The sequence below is a fragment of the Methylobacterium sp. HMF5984 genome, assembly GCF_045033435.1.
GTDB lineage: Bacteria > Pseudomonadota > Alphaproteobacteria > Rhizobiales > Beijerinckiaceae > Methylobacterium.
This window is the reverse complement of record NZ_JBJFLN010000001.1, coordinates 736,500-752,000: the sequence shown is the minus strand read 5'-3', so window position 1 is coordinate 752,000 and position 15,501 is coordinate 736,500. Positions and strand designations below refer to the sequence as shown.

The window sequence follows — 15,501 nt, the reverse complement described above, 5'->3', positions numbered from 1 at the left end:
TGTGAGGAGGCGGTGTCGGTCGCCCGCGGGATAGCAGCCGCGGGGGAGAGCGCCAAGCGCGGGCGTCGTCGCGGGGCGAAAGAGGGCGTGCAGACCCGCTCAGCGCCGCGCTCCGCGCCTCGGCCCTTCGGTTTCCGCACGTTCCGCCCTATCTAGAGAGCTTCCCTCCGCGCAATCCCGTGCCTTGGGCTACGAAGCGGAAGGCCCCCGAATGGCTCGCACTCCCCCCAACGGGCGCTCGCCCAGCATCTCGATGTCGGACTTCAACGCGCGGGTGAAGCGCGTGCTGGAAGGCAACGAGGAAGTCACCCGCGGCGCGCCGCGCGCGACGCCCGGCTGGAGCCGCCGCCGCACCCGGCCCTCGCCCGGCGCCGAAGCTCAGCCCGAGCCGGAGGCCGCCGAAGCCGAGACCGTGGACGCCGAGACGGACGGCGACGAGGCCGAGACGGAAAAGCCGGCCGCCGAAGAGGTCTGAGGCCCCTTTCCCCGTCGTCGGCCCGCGCGGCATGCCGGCCGAGCGGGGATGCGTCGGCTTCAGGGCCGCGGCGTCTCGGCCGCCGCCCTTGCTTCGGCGGCCATGACCACGAGGACCTTGCGCAAGGCGCCCATGTCGCGGACCGTGTCCGGGAACGTCACCCGCGCGGTCCGGTCGCCGGCCAGCAGGTCCATGCCATCCGGGTCGAGCCCGGTGAGGCGCCACGCAGCCGTTCCCTCCGAGGCCGCGTAGAGCGCCAGCGCGTCGGCGTGGTCGGCGTTCATGTGCTCGATCGCGCCGCGCTCGCCGGCCACGATCGCCTCCGCGCCGGCGAGATCCAGAAGCAGCTCGGCCCGCGTCAGCGTCGCTGCCTTGGCGAAGCCGCCGTTGAGGTGGCCCGCCGTCGGCGCGATCGCGAAGAACCCGAAATCGGGGAAGTCGGCGTAGAGCGCGGCCTTCGGGTGCCGGGCAAGGAAGCGGGCCCGCGCGCGCGGCTCGTCGGTCCGCAGGCCCCGCCCGACGACGGTCAGCCGCGGGTGGGCGAGCGGATCGCCCTTGCCGCCGGCCGAGAACAGCAGCGAGCAGCGCGGGTCGGCGAGCAGATTGCGGGTGTGGGCCGAGAGCTGCGACAGCAGCATCAGCGGCGTGCCGTCGACGTCGGTGGCGATGGTCACCAGCGAGGCGAACGGCGTGCCGTCGGCATCGAGGGTCGCCAGCGCGCCGGAGCGGATGCTGCGCAGCAGGCGCCGCGACAGGCCGATCGCGTCGAACGGGGCCTGGGCCGCCGGAAGCGGCCGCGCCGGCCCGCGCGGCGCGCTCGATTCGGCCCCGCCCACGCTGTCGGATGTCTCTGCCATCGCGCCCGTCGCTCCCCGAAGCGGCGTCGGAAAAACGCCGCGCCCGCCGCATCATAGGGCGAAATCGCGGCCGGCGACGAGGCCGGGGGGACGCGGCGCATCGCCCGGATACGGCCAAGCTACCATGGCCGCTCGCTTTTTTCGAAACTTCGGCTTAAAGCACCAGACCTTCCGCGCGAAACGGACACGGTCATACGACTCGTCGTCGCGTTCGCGTTTTTGCCTGCCCCGTCCGGGGCCGGAGGCGGCGACGCAGGCCCTCGTCACGCGCCCGCACCGCCCCGATCAGTCAAGGAACGCGCATGCCGACCATCGCCCTCGTCGACGACGACCGCAACATCCTCACCTCGGTGTCGATCGCCCTGGAGACCGAAGGCTACCGGATCCAGACCTACACCGACGGCGCCTCGGCCCTCGACGGGCTCAAGCACTCGCCGCCCGACCTCGCGATCTTCGACATCAAGATGCCGCGCATGGACGGGATGGAGCTTCTCAGGCGCCTGCGGCAGAAATCGGACCTTCCCGTGATCTTCCTGACCTCGAAGGACGAGGAGATCGACGAGCTGTTCGGCCTCAAGATGGGCGCCGACGACTTCATCCATAAGCCGTTCTCGCAGCGGCTGCTGGTCGAGCGGGTGAAGGCGGTGCTGCGCCGCTTCGCCCCGAAGGACGGCCCGGGCGCCGCCGCCCGCGAGGCGGACGCCGCCGCCCGCTCGCTCGAGCGCGGCTCGCTGATGATGGACCCGGAGCGCCACACCTGCACCTGGAAGGGCGAGCCGGTGACCCTGACGGTGACCGAGTTCCTGATCCTGCAGGCGCTCGCCCACCGTCCGGGCGTCGTGAAGAGCCGCAACGCGCTGATGGACGCGGCCTACGACGACCAGGTCTACGTCGACGACCGCACCATCGACAGCCACATCAAGCGCCTGCGCAAGAAGTTCAAGGTGACCGACACCGCGTTCGACATGATCGAGACGCTCTACGGCGTCGGCTACCGCTTCAAGGAAGGCTGAAGCTCCGCGCCCCGCCCCGAATGCCTCGATCGCTTCTCGAACACCGGACCGTCGTGACGTCGCAGACCGATGAAGAGCCGCGCCGCGGCCCGCTCGCATGGCCGCGGGCCTCCTGGGATGCGATCGGTCAGCGGGCCTCGTCGAGCCTGACCCGCCGCATCGTCGTGCTCAACCTCGTCGGGCTGATCGCGCTGCTCGTCGGGTTCCTATACCTGAACCAGTTCCGGCAGGGGCTGATCCAGGCCCGCGTGCAGAGCCTGGCGATCCAGGGCGACATCATCGCCGGCGCCATCGCCTCCTCCGCCTCGGTCGATACCGGGACGATCCGGATCGACCCCGACAAGCTGCTGCAGCAGCAGGCGGGCGAGGGCAGCAACGCGCCGGACGAGGAATCGCAGCCGCTCGCCTTCTCGCTCAACCCGGAGCAGGTCGCGCCGCTCCTGCGCCGCCTCGTGACCCCGACGGGCAACCGCGCGCGGGTCTACGACAGCGAGGGCGGCCTGCTGTTCGACACGCGCTCGCTGTTCAACCGGCCCGAGGGCGCCGCGGGTGCGCCCCAGATCCGCAAGCGCTCCCTGCTCGAGCGCGCCTTCGAGGTCGCGCAAGCGTGGAGCTTCGGCCTGTTCGGCGAGCGGGTGAAGCCGCAGGAGGAGATCGGGCCGACGAACGGCCATTCCCTGCGCGAGGTCCAGACCGCCCTGAACGGCGCCCGCGGCAGCCTCGTGCGCCGCAACGGGCTCGGCGAGACCACGGTGTCGGTCGCCGTGCCGATCCAGCGCTCGGGGGCGGTGCGCGGCGCGCTGCTGCTCTCGACGCAGGGCGACGCGATCGACCGCGTCATTGCCTCGGAGCGCTTCGGCCTGTTCCAGGTCTTCCTCGTGGCCGCGATGGTGATGGTGGTACTCTCGATCCTGCTCGCCGGCGCCATCGCCGGCCCGGTGCGGCGGCTGGCGGAAGCCGCCGAGAAGGTGCGCATGGGGATCAAGACCCGCGAGGAGATCCCCGACTTCACCAGCCGCACCGACGAGATCGGCCACCTCTCGGGCGCCCTGCGGGACATGACGCAGGCGCTCTACCGGCGCATCGACGCGATCGAGAGCTTCGCCGCCGACGTCAGCCACGAGCTGAAGAACCCGCTGACCTCCCTGCGCAGCGCGGTCGAGACCCTGCCGCTCGCCCGCAACGACGATTCGCGCAGCCGGCTGATGGCGATCATCCAGCACGACGTGAAGCGCCTCGACCGCCTGATCAGCGACATCGCCGACGCCTCGCGGCTCGACGCCGAGCTCGCCCGCGCCGAGGCGCGCAAGGTCGACCTGCGCAAGCTCCTGACCACGGTGGTCTCGGTCGCCAACGAGCGCAAGCGCCCCAAGGACTGCCTGATCCAGCTCGACGTTGACGCGCCGGCCGGCGACCAGGACACGCCGTTCGCGATCATCGGGCACGACAGCCGCCTCGGGCAGGTGGTGAACAACCTCCTCGACAACGCCCGCTCGTTCTCGCCGACCGAGGCGAAGGTGCGCGTGGCGCTGCGCCGGGTGCGCGGCGACATCGAACTGATCTGCGAGGACGAGGGGCCGGGCATTCCCGAGCACGCCCTCGAGCGGATCTTCGAGCGCTTCTACACCGACCGTCCCGAGCAGGGCTTCGGCCAGAACTCGGGGCTCGGCCTCTCGATCTCCCGCCAGATCGTCCAGGCGCATCGCGGCTCGATCCGCGCCGAGAACCGCCCCGGCCCGGCGGACGAGGACGGCGAGCCGACGGTCCGCGGCGCCCGATTCATCGTGCGGATCCCGGCGGCGCCGCGGCAGTTGTCGGCGGCGTGATCGGGCCGGTGCGCCGCGCATCGCACGATGCGACGGATGCGGAGCGTGCCACCGTGCACGCCACCTGCGTCGTGGTCGGCGAGGCGGGCGTGCTGCTCCGCGGCGAGGCGGGCGCCGGCAAGTCGAGCCTCGCCCTAGCGCTGATGGAGCGGGCCACCCTTCGGGGCGGCTTCGCGGCCCTGGTCGGCGACGACCGGGTGCGCCTCGCGCGGTGCCACGGGCGCGTCGTGGCACGCCCGCATCCCGCCATCGCCGGGCGGATCGAGATCCGCGGCCACGGGATCATCGCGGTGGAGAGCGTCGAGGCCTGCGTCCTGCGGCTCGTCGTCGACCTCGTCGCCGGCGAGCCGCGCCTGCCCGATGCGCCGGATGGCGAGGCCACGATCCTCGGCATCGCCCTGCCCGCGCTCCGGATCGACCGCGCGGTGCGCGAGGCCGGCCTCGCACCCGGCCTGGTGCTCGCGGAACGGGCATTGGCCGGGCTCAGCGTGTCTTCGCAGTCGCACACGGCGCTTCCCGTCGACCGGACCCGCGCGGCCCCGTAGCGCGGTGCTCACTTGCGTGGCATGATCGCGGCGACGGGCGATCAAAACGTCGCGACTGCCTTGAGCCTGTGCGTGCAATGCACAACATGGCGGACTCGTTCACAGGACACCGGAATACGTGTCGATGATTGGCATGGTGCTCGTCACCCACGGACTGCTCGCGACCGAATTCAGGGCCGCATTGGAGCACGTGGTTGGCCCTCAGAAGCAGATCGAAACCATCACGATCGGTCCGGAAGACGACATGGAGCTTCGGCGGCGGGACATCATGTCGGCGGTCGGCCGGGTGAATACCGGAACCGGCGTCGTCGTGCTGACCGACATGTTCGGCGGCACGCCGTCGAACCTCGCGCTGTCCTGCATGAACGGCGGCGCCGTCGAGGTGGTGGCGGGCATCAACCTGCCGATGCTGATCAAGCTCGCCAGCGTCCGCGATGCGGAATCCCTCGGCGACGCGGTGCTCCACGCCCAGGAAGCCGGCCGCAAGTACATCAACGTCGCCTCGCGCGTTCTCGCCGGCAAATAGTCTTCCCCGTCATCTTGCCGTCCCGACCGCCGACCCGCTACGCACGGTGAGGGCCGCGCCGTGCGCGCGCCGATTCAGGCCGACGCGAATCGCAGCGCGGCGACGGACAGGGAAGCGCGCCGGGGGATGGACGACCTCTTCGAACCCGACGACGAGCCGCCGCCCGTGCCCGACGGCGGCTTCCTGCGGCGCCTGCCGATCATCAACCGACGCGGCCTGCACGCGCGGGCATCCGCCAAGTTCGTCCAGACCGTCGAGCGCTTCGACGCTCAGGTCACGGTGACCCGCGCCGGCGAGACGGTGGGCGGCCGCTCGATCATGGGGCTGCTGACGCTCGGCGCGGCGCAGGGCACCCATGTGATGGTCACCGCCGTCGGAGCCGACGCCGAGCCCTGCCTCGCGGCGATCGAGGCGCTGCTCGCCGACAGGTTCGGCGAGGACGAGTAGCGCGTCACACCCGCGCCGCGCGCCGCCAGACCACGGCGCGGGCGCCCGCGCCGAGGTGGAGCGTGCCGGCGACAAGCTCCCCGGCGCGGCGGGCGAGCTCGATCCGCATCTGCCCGCGGCGGGCGAACAGGCGGGTCACCACCCGCACCATCGACGCCTCCGACGGATCGGCGATGATCGGGCGCGCCGCGTGGCGCGCGTCCAGCGCGAGGAATTCCTCGACCGCGGACGGGATCAGGCCCGGGGCGGACACCTGTTCGACCTCGGCCGCCGCGTCGTCCCCGGCGCGCACGCCGATCACGCAGTCGGCGGGAATGGTCCGGCGCCGGCCCTCATGGGTGGCGGCGAGGACCGGGCGCGGGGCGTCGCCCTGGGTCGGCAGGCGCGTCGGCGCCCCGAGCCGCAGGGGCCAGCGCAGGCCCGCGAGCCGGCCGCGGACCGCGGCCTCGACGGCCTCCGCCCGCGACCCGTCGATCAGGGCGGCCGCGGGGTCCGGGAGGCCCGGCGGCTGCCACAGGTCGGCCCGGCCCCGCCCCCAGATCGGGTGCGGCATCGCCATCGGCATCACCCCGTGGAGCGCCGCGCGGCCGTTGCCGTCCCGGTCCCAGGCCAGGGCGAAGGCGATGGTCCGGCCGCCGGATTGATGGCGGGCGGCGCTCAGCACGTAATCCGGATCGACCCGCGGATCGGTGATCGCGTTGCGCGTCATCAGCGCCCGCCAGGCGGCGACCGCATCGTCGTCGACGGTGCCGGCACGGTGGAGGTCGACGCGCCAGCGCGACGCCGCATGTCCGTTCGAAGCCGCCTCCTCGGACGCCCGCGCGACCGGATGGCCGATCGCCGCCGCGTCGGGGACCGCCTGCCCGCCCTGGATGACCGTGAAGCCGTGCATCATGGCACCTGCGTCCCGCATTCGAGAGGAACCGTCCCACTCTGGAACGTTCGGCACCCCTGGAGGCGCCCTTTGGGGTGCGGGCTTCAAGGATGATGCCGCGGGAGCCGTCAGCCGCCGGGAATGGCAAGCGGGTTGTCGGTAAGCGCCGCCGCATCCGGCGCGTCGATCCGCGGGCGGCCGAGGAAGGCGTCCCAGAGCCGGAGGACGAAGTCCGGGTCGAGGTCGCGGACGATCAGGACGAGGCGCGAGGTGCGGTCGTCGTCGGGCCAGGCCGGCAGGGTGACGGGGGCGTGCACCACGTGCTGGACGCCGTGGACTACCACCGGCCGGTCGGGATCGTCGGCGATCGCGACGAGGCCCTTCAGGCGCAGCAGCTTCGGGCCGTGGCTTCCCCGAAGCAGGTCGAGGAACATCTCGAAGGACGCGCGGGGCACCGGCACGTCGCTCGTCAGCGAGAAGGCGCGGATCGCCGCGTCGTGCCGGTTCACGTCGTGAGCGTGCCCGTCCGCCTCCGGCACGGCTCCGAGCCAGGCCTGCACGTCGGCGGCCTTGCCGTCGAGGCCGAACAGGCCGCCGAGCAGCGTCTCGGCGGGGACGTCGGGCGGATCGATCGGTGCGGCCGGGTTGAGGGCGTGCAGGCGCGCCCGCAGCGAACCGGTGTCGCCGGCCAGATCCGCCTTCGCGAGGACGATCCGGTCGGCCACCGCCACCTGCCGCACCGCCTCCGGGTGGGCGTCGAGCGTGTCGAACCCGTTGACCGCGTCCACCACGGTGACGACGCCTTGCAGCCGGTACCGCATCACGAGGTAGGGGTGGTAGATCAGCGCGTGCAGGATCGGCGCGGGGTCGGCGAGGCCGGTGGTCTCGATCACGACCCGGCGGAACGGCGTGATCCGGCCGTTGTCGCGCTTGCGCAGCAGGTCTTCCAGCGTCGCGATCAGGTCGCCGCGCACGGTGCAGCACAGGCAGCCGGCGCCGAGCAGGACCATGTTCTCGTCGATCGCCTCGATCAGCAGGTGATCGAGGCCGATCTCGCCGAACTCGTTGACGATGACGACCGTGTCGGCGAGCGCCGGATCGCGCAGCACCCGGTTGAGCAGCGTGGTCTTGCCGGCTCCGAGGAAGCCGGTGAGCACGGTGAGCGGGATCGGGTCCGGTCGGCGGGGAGCGTCGGTCATGCCGCCGGCCTAGCGCGGTCGGGCGGCGGGCTCAATCGCGCGCGCCGATCACTCGTCCGCGGATTCGGCCGACTTGGCCGCGTTGGGCTTGGGCTTCGCGCCGGCCTTCGGCTTGGTCTGCACGGATTTGGCCACCGCGGGCTTGCCGCCCTTATGCGTCACCGCCGTCGCCGGCTTGGCGTGGGTCGGCGGCTTGTGCTTGGCCTCCGGCATGCCGGACACGTCGACCGAGGTGTAGGCGCTGGCCGCGCGGGGCACGGCGCCGGCGATCGCGGCCTTCGCCTTGCCCTGATCCTTCCCCTGAGCCTTTGCCTGGGTCTTGGCTTCCGCGGCCGCGGCGCGCTTCTGCTTGGCCGCCTCGAGCGCCGCCTCGCGCTTGGCCTTGGCGGCCTCGAGCTTCGCCTCGCGCGTGGCGGCGGCGGCGGCCTTCTCGGCCTCGGCCTGCTCGTTGAGCATGATCTGCCCCTCCGCCGGGTCGCGGCCGATCCAGACCAGGATCGGCTGCAGCGGGGCGCGCGGCGGCAGGGTGCGGTTGCGAGCGGCGGCGCCGTTGAGCGTCGCCAGGGTCAGCGCGGGCGAGGACAGGCCGGCGGCGCCGAGGAACTGCGCGCCGGCGTTGTCGGCGTTTCCGGCGATGGCGCCGGGGCCCTCGTCGATCGGCATCGGCTTCTTGCGGTCGCAGATGTAGGGCCGCATGTCAGGCGGCGCGCCGATGGCGGAAGCGGGCAACGCGTCGAGCGTCTGCGCGGTCCATCCGGCCGACTGGCCGAAGCCGTAATCGAACAGGTCGGCGGCCTTGAGGTCGCGCTCGCGCGCGCTCGGGCTGCCCATCACGATGGTGAGGATGCGCCGGCCGTTGCGGTTGGCGCTGGCGACCACGTTGAAGCCGCCGGCGCAGATGAAGCCGGTCTTCATCCCGTCGACGCCGGCATAGCGCCCGAGCAGGCCGTTGTGGTTGGCCATCACCGAGCGGCCGAACTGGATCGCCGAGATCGAGAACAGGTCGTGCGAGTCGGGGAAGTCGCGCAGCAGCGCGCGGCCGAGCACCGCCATGTCGCGGGCCGAGGTCCATTGCCGGGGGTCGGGCAGGCCGTTCGGGTTGTACCAGCGACTCTCGCGCATGCCGATCCGGCGCGCGGTCTCGTTCATCATGTCGGCGAAGCCGTCGATCGTGCCGCCGAGGGTCTCGCCGATCGCCCAGGCCACGTCGTTGGCCGACTTGACCATGATGATTTTCAGCGCGTTGTCGAGGGTGAGCTGCGTGCCCGGCTTGAAGCCCATCTTGGAGGGCGGCTCGGCGGCGGCGGCGGCCGAGATCGTGATCATCGAGTCGAGCGAGACCTTGCCCTGCCGCACCAGGTCGAGGGCGACGTAGGTGGTCATCAGCTTGGTGATCGAGGCCGGGTACCAGGGGTCGGTCGCGCCTTGCGCGTAGAGCACCTTGCCGGAATCCACCTCCACCACGAGGACGGGTGCGGTCACGGCGTCGGCCGCCTGCGCAGCGAGCAGGCCGGCAAGCGTTGCGAGCCCCAGGGTGAGGCGCCTCAGGAAACGGTTCGACATCGACCCCGACTCAAAGCAGTGGAACGCCGCGCCGGCACCGGGCCCGATGCCGTCCCTCTCGCGGCCGCGAAGGAGGGCCCTGAGAACGTCGGCCGTTCAACGCGGGCACCGTGGCGAGAGCATGGCGGATCTTCGCGCGTCCACCGCCGTGATGTGGCGTTGCGGCACGGGCGCGCCTATGTGCTGTCGCGCGACGATCTTTTCAGGACAGGACGATGCCCCGGCCGTCATCGGCTCGGGCCCGGCGGGACGATGGCGTACGCGGTCAAGGAACTCTTCCACACGCTCCAGGGCGAGGGCGCGCAGGCCGGGCGGGCGGCGGTGTTCTGCCGGTTCGCCGGCTGCAATCTCTGGTCCGGCCGCGAGGCGGACCGGGCCGAGGCGGTCTGCTGGTTCTGCGACACGGCCTTCGTCGGCACCGACGGCGAGGGCGGCGGAAAGTTCGCGACCGCCGACCACCTCGCGGATGCGATCGCACGGACCTGGGAGGGCGGTCCCCACGCGCACTACGTCGTCTTCACCGGCGGAGAGCCGCTGCTGCAGCTCGACCCGGAGCTGATCGCGGCCGTCCACGCCCGCGGCTTCGCGATCGCGGTCGAGACCAACGGGACGCTCGCGGCACCGGAAGGGATCGACTGGATCTGCGTCAGCCCCAAGGCCGGTGCGCCGCTGGTGCAGCGACGCGGCGACGAGCTGAAGCTCGTCTTCCCGCAGGCCGACCTCGCGCCGGAGACGGTCGCCGACCTCGATTTCCACCATCGCTGGCTCCAGCCGATGGACGGGCCGGACCGGATCGCCAACACCGGCGCCGCCGTCGCCTATTGCCGCGCGGATGCCCGCTGGCGGCTCTCGCTCCAGACGCACAAGATGATCGGGATCCCGTGAGCGCGCGCCCGCCGAGCCGATCCGTCGGCGGCGCGATTTCACCGGGCGGTTAACCCCGCGGTCAACTACTAGTTGCAATTTCAGGCGCGCGCGGATCGTCGCGGTCATGGCCCGGATCCGTCGGTTCCCTCGGATTGCCGAGCCTTGACAACTTCCGGGAATGTTTGGAAGCCCCGTCGCGATGGGCGGGACAGGCGCCGAGGCTCGGTCCGGGGCGGTGTCCGGCGCGAGCGCGGCGCATTCGGGGAGCGTGCGATGGATGTGATCGAGACCCGGGTTCCGGGGGTGATGCGGGTTGTCCCGAAGCGCTTCGGGGACGCGCGCGGGTGGTTCTCGGAGACGTTTCGCGTCGACGCGCTGGCGCGGGCGGGGATCGCCTGCGCCTTCGTGCAGGACAACCAGTCGTTCTCGGCGCCCAAGGGGACGATCCGCGGGCTGCACTTCCAGGTCGCGCCGCAGGCCCAGGCCAAGCTCGTGCGGGTGCTGGCCGGGGCGATCCTCGACGTGGCGGTCGACCTGCGCCGTGATTCCGCCACCTACGGGCAGCATGTGGCCGTCACGCTCGATGCCGAGGGCGGCGAGCAATTGTTCATCCCGCACGGCTTCGCCCACGGCTTCTGCACCCTGACGCCGGACACGATGGTGGCCTACAAGGTCGACGCCTACTACAGCCCGGCCCACGACCGCGCCCTGGTCTGGAACGACCCGGACGTCGGCATCGACTGGCCGGTCCTGGCCGCGGAGGCGATCCTGTCCGACAAGGACCGGGCGGCGCCGCGCCTGTCCGAGCTCGGGCCGGTGTTCTGAAGCCCCGGCACGCGAGCGCCATCGACGACGTGAAGGAAAGGCCCGACATGCGCATCCTGGTGACCGGCGGCTGCGGCTTCATCGGCTCCGCCCTCGTGCTCCACCTGGTGCGCGACCTCGGCCACGACGTGCTGACGCTGGACGCGCTGACCTACGCGGCCAACCCGGTGTCGCTGGCGCCCCTCGCCGAGGATCCCCGCCACCGCCTGGTCGAGGCCGACATCTGCGACGCCGACGCGGTGCGCGCGGCGTTCGCGGACTTCCGGCCCGACGCGGTGATGCACCTGGCGGCCGAAAGCCACGTCGACCGCTCGATCACCGATCCGGGCGCGTTCATCCGGACCAACGTGATCGGCACCCAGGTGATGCTGGACGCGGCGCGCGGCCACCACGAGGGGCTGGCGGCGGACGCGCAGGGCCGCTTCCGCTTCCTCCACGTCTCGACCGACGAGGTCTACGGCTCGCTGCCGCCGGGCGGGTTCTTCACGGAAGGCAGCCGCTACGACCCGCGCTCGCCGTACTCGGCCTCGAAGGCCGCCTCCGACCACCTGGCCCGGGCCTGGCACGAGACCTACGGCCTGCCGGTGCTGGTGACGAACTGCTCGAACAACTACGGGCCGCGCCACTTCCCGGAAAAGCTCATTCCGCTGATGATCCTCAACGCGCTCGAGGGCCGTCCGCTGCCGGTCTACGGCGACGGCCTGAACGAGCGCGACTGGATCCACGTCGAGGACCACGCCCGCGGCCTGGTGGCGGTGCTGGAGCGCGGCCGGGTCGGCGAGACCTACCTGCTCGGCGGGCGCGCGGTGCGCAACAACCTCGCCGTGGTCGAGGCGCTGTGCGCCGCCTTCGACCGGCTGCGGCCCGAGCACGCCCCGCACGCGCGGCTGATCGCCTTCGTCGCCGACCGGCCCGGGCACGACCGGCGCTACGCGATCGACCCGGGCAAGGCCGAGGCCGAGATCGGCTGGGCGCCGTCCAAGACCTTCGAGCAGGCGCTGGAGGAGACCGTGCGCTGGTACCTCGACAACGCGGCCTGGTGGCGCCCGATCCGCGAGGGCCGCTACGCCGGCGAGCGCCTCGGCCTCGCCCCGGCCGCGCCCGCCGCGACGGGCGGCGCCTGAATGGACATCCTCGTTCTCGGCGGCGCCGGGCAGGTCGGCACCGAGCTGCAGGCCTACGCCTGGCCGGACGGCGTCCGAGTCCACGCGCCCGACCGCGCCGCCCTCGACATCACCGATGCGGAGGCGGTGGCGGCTCGGATGGCGGAGCGCCCCTGGGGCGCGGTGATCAACACGGCCGCCTACACCGCGGTCGACAGGGCCGAGGCCGAGCCGGTGGCCGCCTGGCGCCTCAACGCGCTGGCGCCGGCGATCCTGGCCGCCGAGACCGCGCGCCACGCCGTCCCGCTGGTGCAGGTCTCGACCGACTACGTCTTCGACGGCACGCGCGACGGCGCCTACCGGCCCGACGACCCGATCGCGCCGCGCAGCGTCTACGGCGCGAGCAAGGCCGGGGGCGAGCTGGCGGTGCGGGCCGGCAACCCGCGCCACGCGATCCTGCGCACCGCCTGGGTGGTGAGCCCGCACCGGGGCAACTTCGTGAAGACGATGCTGCGGCTGTCCGCCGAGCGCGACCGGCTCACCGTGGTCGACGACCAGCACGGCTGCCCGACCTCGGCGGCCGACCTCGCCGCGGCGCTGGCCGCCGTCGCCCTGCGGATGGCGGGCGACGCGGGGGCGCCGACCGGCACCTTCCACTGCGTCAACGCCGGGACGACCACCTGGCACGGTTTTGCGCAAGCCATCGTCGCCGGCAGCGCCCGCCGCGGCGGCCGCTCCGTGCCGGTCGCGGGCATCCCCACCAGCGCCTACCCGACCCCGGCCCGGCGGCCGGCGAACTCCGCGCTCTCGACCGAGAGCCTGAACGCCGCCTACGGCATCGCGATGCGGCCGTGGCAACAAGCTCTCGACACCATTCTCGACCGCCTGATCGGGCCGGTCACAACGGAGGCCTTCCGATGAAGGGCATCATCCTGGCCGGCGGCTCCGGCACGCGGCTGCATCCGGCGACGCTGTCGATCAACAAGCAGCTGCTGCCGGTCTACGACAAGCCGATGATCTACTACCCGGTCTCGGTGCTGATGCTGGCCGGCATCCGCGAGATCCTGATCATCTCGAGCCCCGAGCACCTCGACAACTACAAGCGCCTGTTCGGCACCGGCGAGCAGTTCGGGCTGCGCTTCGCCTACGCGGTGCAGCCGAGGCCCGAGGGGCTGGCGCAGGCCTTCCTCATCGGCCGTGAGTTCGTCGGCGAGGACGACGTCGCGCTGATCCTCGGCGACAACCTGTTCTTCGGCGCCGGCATGAGCGACCTGCTGGCGCGCGCCGCCGAGCGCAAGGCGGGGGCGACGGTGTTCGCCTACCACGTCGACAACCCGCAGGCCTACGGCGTGGTCACGCTCGACGCGGCCGGGCGGCCGTTGCGGCTGGTCGAGAAGCCGGCCGAGCCGGAATCGACCTGGGCGGTGACCGGCCTGTACTTCTACGACAATCAGGTGCTCGACATCGCCGCCGCGGTGACGCCCTCGGCGCGGGGCGAGCTCGAGATCACCTCGGTCAACGAGGCCTATCTCGAGCGCGGCCAGCTCCACGTCGAGAAGATGTCCCGCGGCTACGCCTGGCTCGACACCGGCACGCACGACAGCCTGCTGGAGGCCTCCGAGTTCGTGCGCACGATCCAGCACCGCCAGGGGCTGCAGGTCGCCTGCCTGGAGGAGATCGCGTTCGAGCAGGGCTTCATCGGCCACGAGCAGCTCGTCGCCCGCGGCGAGCTGTTCAAGAAGACCGCCTACGGACAGAACCTGTTGCGATTGGCACGCGAGAACCCGGCGGCGTGAACTCGGGTTCAGTGAACCGCCGGGCCGCCGTCACTGCTTGCTGCAGCCGATGCAGATGCCGCGCATGAGCTGATCGTCCTTCTTCTCGTTGGCCGTCCGCGTCTCCCGGTCGCCCAATCTGCCCTCGCCGGCGGCGCCCGGGCGCGGAACGGTCTGGCCGACGCTCGAGGTGTTCGGCGCGGTGATCGTCGTGGTCGGCCCGCCGCCCGTGCCCGTCTGGGCCTGGGCGAGCGCTTGGCCCGACCATGACGCGGCCACAGCGGCGGCGAGGGCGAAAGCGGAAATTCCGTGGGTTCTGGACATCGTCGGCTCCTTGTCCCGGCGTAACGCGGGCGACGGCGTGTCGGTTCGACCCGCGGGGCGGGGCGTCTGCGGCGCACCTTTGCAGTCGGGCCTGCGCCGCCGTATCAGGACCGGCCTTCGCCGCGTCGCGACGCGCCGCCGGCGGACGAACCCGCACGCCGAACTTCCGGAGCCGACACCGCGATGCGGGAACCGAACGCGATCGATTTCTGGCGCGGGCTCGCCCTGGTCACGATCTTCATCAATCACGTCCCCGGCAACACCTTCGAGCGCTACACCTACTCGCAGTACGGCATCTCGGACGCGGCCGAGCTGTTCGTGTTCCTGGCCGGCTGGTCGATCGGCATCGCCACCCGCGGCCGCGACGGCACGCCCGAGCCGCGGCTGCGCTCGGTGCTGCGCCTCCTGTCGCGCACCATCGAGGTCTACCGGGCGCAGCTCGCCGTGATGGTGATCGCGCTGGCGATGATCGCCGGCACCGCGCTGGTCTTCGACAACCCGCTGATCCTCGAATGGCACAATGCCGGCGGGTTCTTCGCCGACCCGATCCAAACCGTCGTCGGCATGGTGCTGCTCACCCACCAGCTCGGGTTCTTCAACATCCTGCCGCTCTACGTGGTGCTGCTCGGGATCGCCCCGGTCTTCGTGCTGATCGCCAGAGAGAGCCGGCTCCTCGCCCTCGGGCTCTCGGCCGGCCTCTACCTCGCCAGCCTCGTCGAGGAGTGGAACCTGCCGTCCTGGCCCGGGCAGGGCGACTGGTTCTTCGATCCGTGGTGCTGGCAGCTGCTCCTGGTGCTCGGCTTCGTCCTGCAGGACTGGAACCGCACCTCGGGCACGCTGCGGCTGTGGTCGCGCCGCCTGTTCCCCCTCGGGATCGCGATCGTCGTCCTCGGGATCGTGCTCTCGGTGCTGGAGATCCGCCCCGATCCGATGCTGGTCCCGGACCCGCGACTGCTGTTCAGCTTCGACAAGACCTACTTGACGCCGGCGCGCCTGTTACATTTCGTGGGCGTCCTTCTCGCATTCGGTCCGGTCTACGGTATCATCGCGCCCCGCATCCCCTTGATTGTCGGGTATCTTGCGAGCCTGGGCCGGAATTCCCTGGCCGTGTTCTCCATGGGATCGATCTTGAGCCTCGGCGGCCAGCTCCTGCGCTTTCGGACCGGCGGCGGATTGATCGTCGACATGATCGTGCTCGCCGTCGGCATCGTCGGCCTCGGCGCGACCGCATGGTTCGTGGAATGGCGCGGCCGAAAAGTCCGGGTGGCGTCGTGAGGGCCGC

At 71.9% G+C, this 15,501-nt stretch carries 17 protein-coding genes; 12 read left to right on the top strand and 5 right to left on the bottom strand.

Going from position 1 to position 15,501, the window contains the following annotated elements; translation table 11 throughout:
* Positions 1–211: 211 nt before the first annotated feature.
* Entirely contained in the window at positions 212–475 is a 264-nt protein-coding gene (locus tag ACFZ8E_RS03595; RefSeq protein ID WP_243950209.1) for a hypothetical protein, read from the top strand.
* A 59-nt stretch (positions 476–534) separates the two neighbouring features.
* Here the strand turns inward: ACFZ8E_RS03595 and ACFZ8E_RS03590 are convergent, their stop codons facing one another.
* Entirely contained in the window at positions 535–1,332 is a 798-nt protein-coding gene (locus ACFZ8E_RS03590; RefSeq protein ID WP_405042029.1) for a HugZ family protein, read from the bottom strand.
* Positions 1,333–1,634: 302 nt separating this feature from the next.
* Between ACFZ8E_RS03590 and ACFZ8E_RS03585 the strand changes: the two genes are divergently transcribed.
* The 5 genes from ACFZ8E_RS03585 to ACFZ8E_RS03565 all read left to right on the top strand — a co-directional run bounded on the left by ACFZ8E_RS03585 (position 1,635) and on the right by ACFZ8E_RS03565 (position 5,689).
* Entirely contained in the window at positions 1,635–2,345 is a 711-nt protein-coding gene (locus ACFZ8E_RS03585; protein WP_147728688.1) for a response regulator transcription factor, read from the top strand.
* Between the two features lie 20 nt (positions 2,346–2,365).
* Positions 2,366–4,171, top strand: a complete 1,806-nt coding sequence (locus tag ACFZ8E_RS03580; protein WP_147842981.1) for a sensor histidine kinase — start codon at positions 2,366–2,368, stop codon at positions 4,169–4,171.
* A gap of 8 nt (positions 4,172–4,179) precedes the next feature.
* Entirely contained in the window at positions 4,180–4,716 is a 537-nt protein-coding gene (locus ACFZ8E_RS03575) for an HPr kinase/phosphorylase (protein WP_405042028.1), read from the top strand.
* 124 nt (positions 4,717–4,840) lie between these two features.
* Positions 4,841–5,242 (top strand): PTS sugar transporter subunit IIA, encoded by a 402-nt coding sequence (locus ACFZ8E_RS03570; protein ID WP_147728692.1) that lies wholly within the window; start codon positions 4,841–4,843, stop codon positions 5,240–5,242.
* Positions 5,243–5,368: 126 nt separating this feature from the next.
* Positions 5,369–5,689, top strand: coding sequence for an HPr family phosphocarrier protein (locus ACFZ8E_RS03565; RefSeq protein WP_147728691.1), 321 nt, complete (start codon positions 5,369–5,371; stop codon positions 5,687–5,689).
* Between the two features lie 4 nt (positions 5,690–5,693).
* Here ACFZ8E_RS03565 and ACFZ8E_RS03560 read toward each other — a convergent pair whose 3' ends face one another.
* From ACFZ8E_RS03560 to ACFZ8E_RS03550, 3 genes are all read right to left on the bottom strand, one after another.
* Positions 5,694–6,584 (bottom strand): hypothetical protein, encoded by an 891-nt coding sequence (locus tag ACFZ8E_RS03560; protein ID WP_243950218.1) that lies wholly within the window; start codon positions 6,582–6,584, stop codon positions 5,694–5,696.
* Positions 6,585–6,691: 107 nt separating this feature from the next.
* Positions 6,692–7,762, bottom strand: a complete 1,071-nt coding sequence (locus ACFZ8E_RS03555; protein ID WP_405042027.1) for a CobW family GTP-binding protein — start codon at positions 7,760–7,762, stop codon at positions 6,692–6,694.
* A 48-nt stretch (positions 7,763–7,810) separates the two neighbouring features.
* Positions 7,811–9,325 carry a serine hydrolase gene (locus tag ACFZ8E_RS03550; RefSeq protein ID WP_405042026.1) on the bottom strand — a complete coding sequence of 505 codons (1,515 nt, stop codon included), beginning with the start codon at positions 9,323–9,325 and terminating at the stop codon, positions 7,811–7,813.
* 252 nt (positions 9,326–9,577) lie between these two features.
* On the opposite strand from ACFZ8E_RS03550, the gene queE reads away from it, so the two are divergent.
* The 5 genes from queE to rfbA all read left to right on the top strand — a co-directional run bounded on the left by queE (position 9,578) and on the right by rfbA (position 13,916).
* Positions 9,578–10,210, top strand: coding sequence for a 7-carboxy-7-deazaguanine synthase (gene queE, locus ACFZ8E_RS03545; protein WP_243950222.1), 633 nt, complete (start codon positions 9,578–9,580; stop codon positions 10,208–10,210).
* Positions 10,211–10,465: 255 nt separating this feature from the next.
* Positions 10,466–11,017 (top strand): dTDP-4-dehydrorhamnose 3,5-epimerase, encoded by a 552-nt coding sequence (rfbC, locus tag ACFZ8E_RS03540; protein ID WP_243934421.1) that lies wholly within the window; start codon positions 10,466–10,468, stop codon positions 11,015–11,017.
* Between the two features lie 47 nt (positions 11,018–11,064).
* Positions 11,065–12,141 carry a dTDP-glucose 4,6-dehydratase gene (gene rfbB / locus ACFZ8E_RS03535; protein ID WP_405042025.1) on the top strand — a complete coding sequence of 359 codons (1,077 nt, stop codon included), beginning with the start codon at positions 11,065–11,067 and terminating at the stop codon, positions 12,139–12,141.
* Positions 12,142–13,041: a dTDP-4-dehydrorhamnose reductase gene (rfbD, locus tag ACFZ8E_RS03530; protein ID WP_243933952.1), complete on the top strand. Its 900-nt coding sequence runs from the start codon at positions 12,142–12,144 to the stop codon at positions 13,039–13,041.
* Positions 13,038–13,916 carry a glucose-1-phosphate thymidylyltransferase RfbA gene (rfbA, locus tag ACFZ8E_RS03525; RefSeq protein ID WP_243937701.1) on the top strand — a complete coding sequence of 293 codons (879 nt, stop codon included), beginning with the start codon at positions 13,038–13,040 and terminating at the stop codon, positions 13,914–13,916. The genes rfbD and rfbA overlap by 4 nt, the downstream gene beginning before the upstream one ends.
* 30 nt (positions 13,917–13,946) lie before the next feature.
* Here rfbA and ACFZ8E_RS03520 read toward each other — a convergent pair whose 3' ends face one another.
* Entirely contained in the window at positions 13,947–14,219 is a 273-nt protein-coding gene (locus ACFZ8E_RS03520) for a hypothetical protein (RefSeq protein WP_147729422.1), read from the bottom strand.
* Positions 14,220–14,402: 183 nt separating this feature from the next.
* On the opposite strand from ACFZ8E_RS03520, the gene ACFZ8E_RS03515 reads away from it, so the two are divergent.
* Entirely contained in the window at positions 14,403–15,494 is a 1,092-nt protein-coding gene (locus ACFZ8E_RS03515) for an OpgC family protein (protein WP_147729421.1), read from the top strand.
* Positions 15,495–15,501 lie beyond the last annotated feature (7 nt).